Origin of the sequence: Ornithinimicrobium sp. (assembly GCF_035267225.1) — a bacterium.
In the GTDB taxonomy this organism is placed as follows: Bacteria; Actinomycetota; Actinomycetes; order Actinomycetales; family Dermatophilaceae; genus Ornithinicoccus.
Genome location: NZ_DATFMA010000024.1, coordinates 1 through 4,138 on the forward strand (window position 1 = coordinate 1; position 4,138 = coordinate 4,138).

Below are 4,138 nucleotides of genomic sequence, written 5' to 3' on the forward strand. Positions count from 1 at the left end.
GACTCCTGAACCAGGCCGCGCCGGGCGGCTTCGGTGACGAGGGTGACGCTCAACCGGTCGAGGTCGGCGCGCAGCACGTGCATCCCCTCAACCGCGCGACCCAGCCCGGCATCGGACTCACGCACCACCTCCGGGCGGGCCGCCAGCGCAGCATTCGCCCCCGCGCGCATCTGGCGCAAGGGTCCGTCCAGCACGGACCCCCCGAGGTCAGCTTGCCCGACGGTGGGTTCTACCACCGCGAGACTCACGACCCTGCGCCTTCGAACATGTGTCTATTGTCGCAGGTCACACCGACACAAAGACGCGCAGACCACGGCTGTGGACACCGACGCCACCAGATCAAGGATGTGGGCAACGGCGCCCCGCCGCGACCAGCGAGGGGCACAGCAGGGCGCCGGCTCCTCCTGAACCAGCGCGCCGAGGAATCAGCCGGTGGTGCCCATCGAGGCCGTGATCGCGCCGCTGGCGATCCCTGCTGCCATGCTGATCACCCAGACCGTGATGGTGATGATGATGGCCGCCTTCTTGTACCGGTCGTACCCCTCGAGGCGCCGCCCCTGCTTGTCTCGCTGCACGCCGGCCAACACCAGGATCAGGTCGACGAGCGCCCAGATGCCGAGACCACCGAGGGTGATCAGCTTGAGGATGGCCGTGCCGATCTTGCCGAGGTAGAAGCGGTCTGCGCCCAGCCACCCCAGCATCCACGCGAGGATCCACGTGATCAGGAAGGCCTTGTCCGAGACCTCTTGCCCGCGTGGTTCAGCTGCGGTCTCGCCGTAGGTGGTGGGCTGTTGTGATGACGTCATGTGTTCCCCCTATGAGACTGGTCGGGCCGTCAAAGGGCCCCGCACCGATGATGGGACGCTCCCCACGCCGCATAAAGTAGCAGGCTTCGCGAACCCGTCGCAGGGCGCTGACGTGCGTATTCGCCGCTACGGCCGCACGTGCCAGCCCTTGGTCCTCACCGCCCTGGTCGACAGGGACGTTGCCCCACAAGGGGATCCACCGAACCGCTGCGTGCCCTCGCCGAAACGGACCCGAGCCGGGCACCATGACCGGAACGACCACCGACAGGCAGGTCGATGCCGTCTCGGAGGCGAGGTCAAGCGTTCTGCCGGTTCAACCCGTGTCACCGTGGTCGTCGCGGCTCTAGTCTGGGGTGGTGAGCGAGGCCCGACCGGACCCCAGCCCTCCGTCTCCTGACGCTGCGCAGCCCACAGACGCGAAGGGTCACGCCCGGCGGCCTCGAGCGGTACTGCTGGGCGCCATCCTCGTCGTCCTCGCCTGGCTTGTCGTGGGTGCGATCGGTGGCCAGGCACAGGGCAAGCTCTCGGGAGTCCAGTCCAACGACAACTCCACCTTCCTGCCCGCCAACGCCGAGTCCACTCAGGTGAGCGAGGCGGTCGCGAAGTTCACCGAGAACACCGAGCTGCCTTACCTCGTCGCGGTCGAGAAGCGTCAAGGCGGCACCCTCGACTCGGCGGACCTCGCCTCCGTGCAGGAGTTTGCAACAGCCGTCCCGGAGCTGTCCCTACCGGGGCTGGGTGACGATGAGACCCTCGGTGACTATCTGGTCGAGGGCAGCTCGGTCACTCCCATCCCCGCTGAAGACGGGGAGGCTGTCCTGGTGAGCGTCCCTTTGAACGGGACTGACGGTACCGAGCCCGCCGAAGAGACGACGGCCCTGGCCGAGGGAGCAGACGCGCTTCGGGACGAGATCGCCGCGACGCTGGACCCAGCTGGTCTGGAAGCCTACGTCGGGGGCCCTGCGGGCCTCATCGCCGACTTCTCCGAGGCCTTCGCGGGCATCGACGGCCTCCTGCTCCTCGTCGCCCTGGTCGTGGTCCTGATCATCCTGCTCGTGGTCTATCGCAGCCCGATCCTGCCCTTCGCGGTGCTCATCAGCGCGCTGTTCGGGTTGTCCGCCGCCTCGCTCGTCGTCTACGAGCTCGCGAAGGCCGACGTCATCACCCTGTCCGGTCAGTCTCAGGGGATCCTGTTCATTCTCGTCGTGGGCGCGTGTACCGACTACGCCCTCCTCCTGGTCAGCCGCTTCAAAGAGGCGTTGCACGACGAGGCCAGCGCCTGGGTCGCCCTCAAGCGGGCGTGGCGGGGCACGATCGAGCCGGTAGGAGCGTCGGCCGCGACGGTCATCCTCGGGCTGCTCTGCCTGTTGCTCGCCGAGCTGCGCAGCACCTCCGGCCTCGGCCCGGTCGGAGCCCTGGGCATCGCCGGCGCGCTGCTCGCCTCGTTGACCTTCCTCCCCGCGGTCCTGGTGCTCTTCGGGCGCAAGGTCTTCTGGCCCTTCGCGCCCCGGCTGGACCACCGCCACGCCGAAGACGCGGTGGAGAGCTCCAGCGGTATCTGGGGTCGCGTCGCCGGCCTCGTCGGGGCCCACCCCCGGCGCACGTGGGGTGTGACGCTGGCGGCACTCCTCGCTGCGTCGGCTTTCGTCCCGACGTTCAAGGCCGATGGCGCGACCATCGAGGAGACCTTCCTCACCGAGGTCGACTCGGTCACCGCCCAGGACGTCATCGCCGACCACTTCGCGGCCGGCGCAGCTCAACCCCTGCAGATCGTCGTGCCGCAGGACGATGCTCAGGCCGCGCTCACGGTAGTCAGCGAAGACCGGGGCATCGAGAGGGCCTACCTCGGGACGTCGCCGCCTCAACCGGGTGAGGAGCCCGCGGACCCGAAGGTCCTCGATGGCCAGGTGCTGCTCCAGGCAACGACCCGGGGAGCGGTGGACAGCGAAGGCGCTGAGAACACCGTCACGCGCGTGCGCGACGCGCTGGACGAGGTGAGCTCACAGGCCCTCGTGGGTGGTCAGACGGCCACCAACCTCGACGTCCTCGACGCGAGCCAGCGCGACCTTCGCGTGATTGTGCCGACCATCCTGCTGGTGATCTTCATCGTGCTGGCTGTGTTGCTCCGCTCGCTCGCGGCGCCGTTGGTGCTCGTCGTCGCGAACGTCATCTCCTTCGGGGCGACCATCGGCATCGCAGCCCTCGTGTTCGACCACATCCTCGGGTTCACCGGTGGTGACCCCGCGATCCCGCTCTACGGCTTCGTCTTCCTGGTGGCCCTCGGGATCGACTACTCGATCTTCCTTATGACGCGGGTGCGTGAGGAGTCCATCGTGCGAGGTACCCGGCCGGGCGTGCTCGTCGGGTTGGCCGTCACCGGCGGCGTGATCACCAGCGCCGGCATCGTGCTCGCCGCGACCTTCTCGGCGCTCGCGGTGCTTCCGATCGTCTTCCTCGTGCAGATCGCCTTCATCGTGGGGTTCGGCGTGCTCCTCGACACCTTCGTGGTCCGCTCGCTGCTCGTCCCGTCGATCGCCTACAGCCTCGGGTGGCGTACCTGGTGGCCCGCACGGCTCATCGCGGACGGCGGACGATCCGGCCCCGGGCGTCATGCCTCGGGGCCGCACCCGCGGGCCGAGACGAAAGACGAGGCCGAAGCGCAGCCGTCGTGACCACGCCCCGACGGCACTGCCCGAGCGGGGACATGGGCCCGCTTGCTAGAAGCTGTTGGCCATGTTGGTGAACCGGCTGTAGTGGCCCTGGAAGGCCACGACCACGGTGTCGGTGGGCCCGTTGCGGTGCTTGGCGACGATGACGTCCGCCTCGCCCTCCCGGGGTGACTCACGCTCGTACATCGACTCCCGGTGCAGCAGGATCACCACGTCCGCGTCCTGCTCGATGGACCCGCTCTCACGCAGGTCGGACATCTGCGGCTTCTTGTCGACGCGCTGCTCGGGGCCGCGGTTGAGCTGGGACAGCGCGATCACCGGCACCTCCAGCTCCTTGGCCAGCAGCTTGAGCGCCCGCGAGAACTCGGCGACCTCCTGCTGGCGCGACTCCACCCGCTTGCCCGAGCTCATCAGCTGCAGGTAGTCGACGATGACCAGCTTGAGGTTGTGCCGCTGCTTCAGCCGCCGGCACTTGGCGCGGATCTCCATCAGCGCCATGTTCGGGCTGTCGTCGATGAACAACGGCATGTCCTGCAACCGGCCCTGGGTCTCGGCCAGCTTCGTCCAGTGCCGGTCCTCCAACCGGCCTTTGCGCATGTGCTGCAACGGGATCTCGGACTCGGCCGACAGCAGCCGCATGGTGATCTCCGTGCGGCTCATCTC

At 68.3% G+C, this 4,138-nt stretch carries 3 protein-coding genes and 1 pseudogene; 1 reads left to right on the top strand and 3 read right to left on the bottom strand.

Features of this window, described 5'->3' with window-relative positions; all coding sequences use genetic code 11:
* Together VJ976_RS01505 and VJ976_RS01510 are read right to left on the bottom strand one after the other, a co-directional pair.
* Positions 1-248: pseudogene (locus VJ976_RS01505) on the bottom strand (hypothetical protein); the annotation flags it as partial.
* Between the two features lie 177 nt (positions 249-425).
* Positions 426-806, bottom strand: a complete 381-nt coding sequence (locus tag VJ976_RS01510; RefSeq protein WP_324098215.1) for a TM2 domain-containing protein — start codon at positions 804-806, stop codon at positions 426-428.
* A gap of 449 nt (positions 807-1,255) precedes the next feature.
* Here VJ976_RS01510 and VJ976_RS01515 point away from each other — a divergent pair, with 449 nt between their 5' ends.
* On the top strand, positions 1,256-3,478 hold the full coding sequence (locus tag VJ976_RS01515; protein WP_414693552.1) for an MMPL family transporter: 2,223 nt from the start codon (positions 1,256-1,258) through the stop codon (positions 3,476-3,478).
* Positions 3,479-3,523: 45 nt separating this feature from the next.
* On the opposite strand, the gene VJ976_RS01520 is transcribed toward VJ976_RS01515, so the two are convergent.
* The coding region (locus VJ976_RS01520) for a replicative DNA helicase (RefSeq protein ID WP_324098220.1) at positions 3,524-4,138 on the bottom strand (615 nt) is incomplete at its 5' end.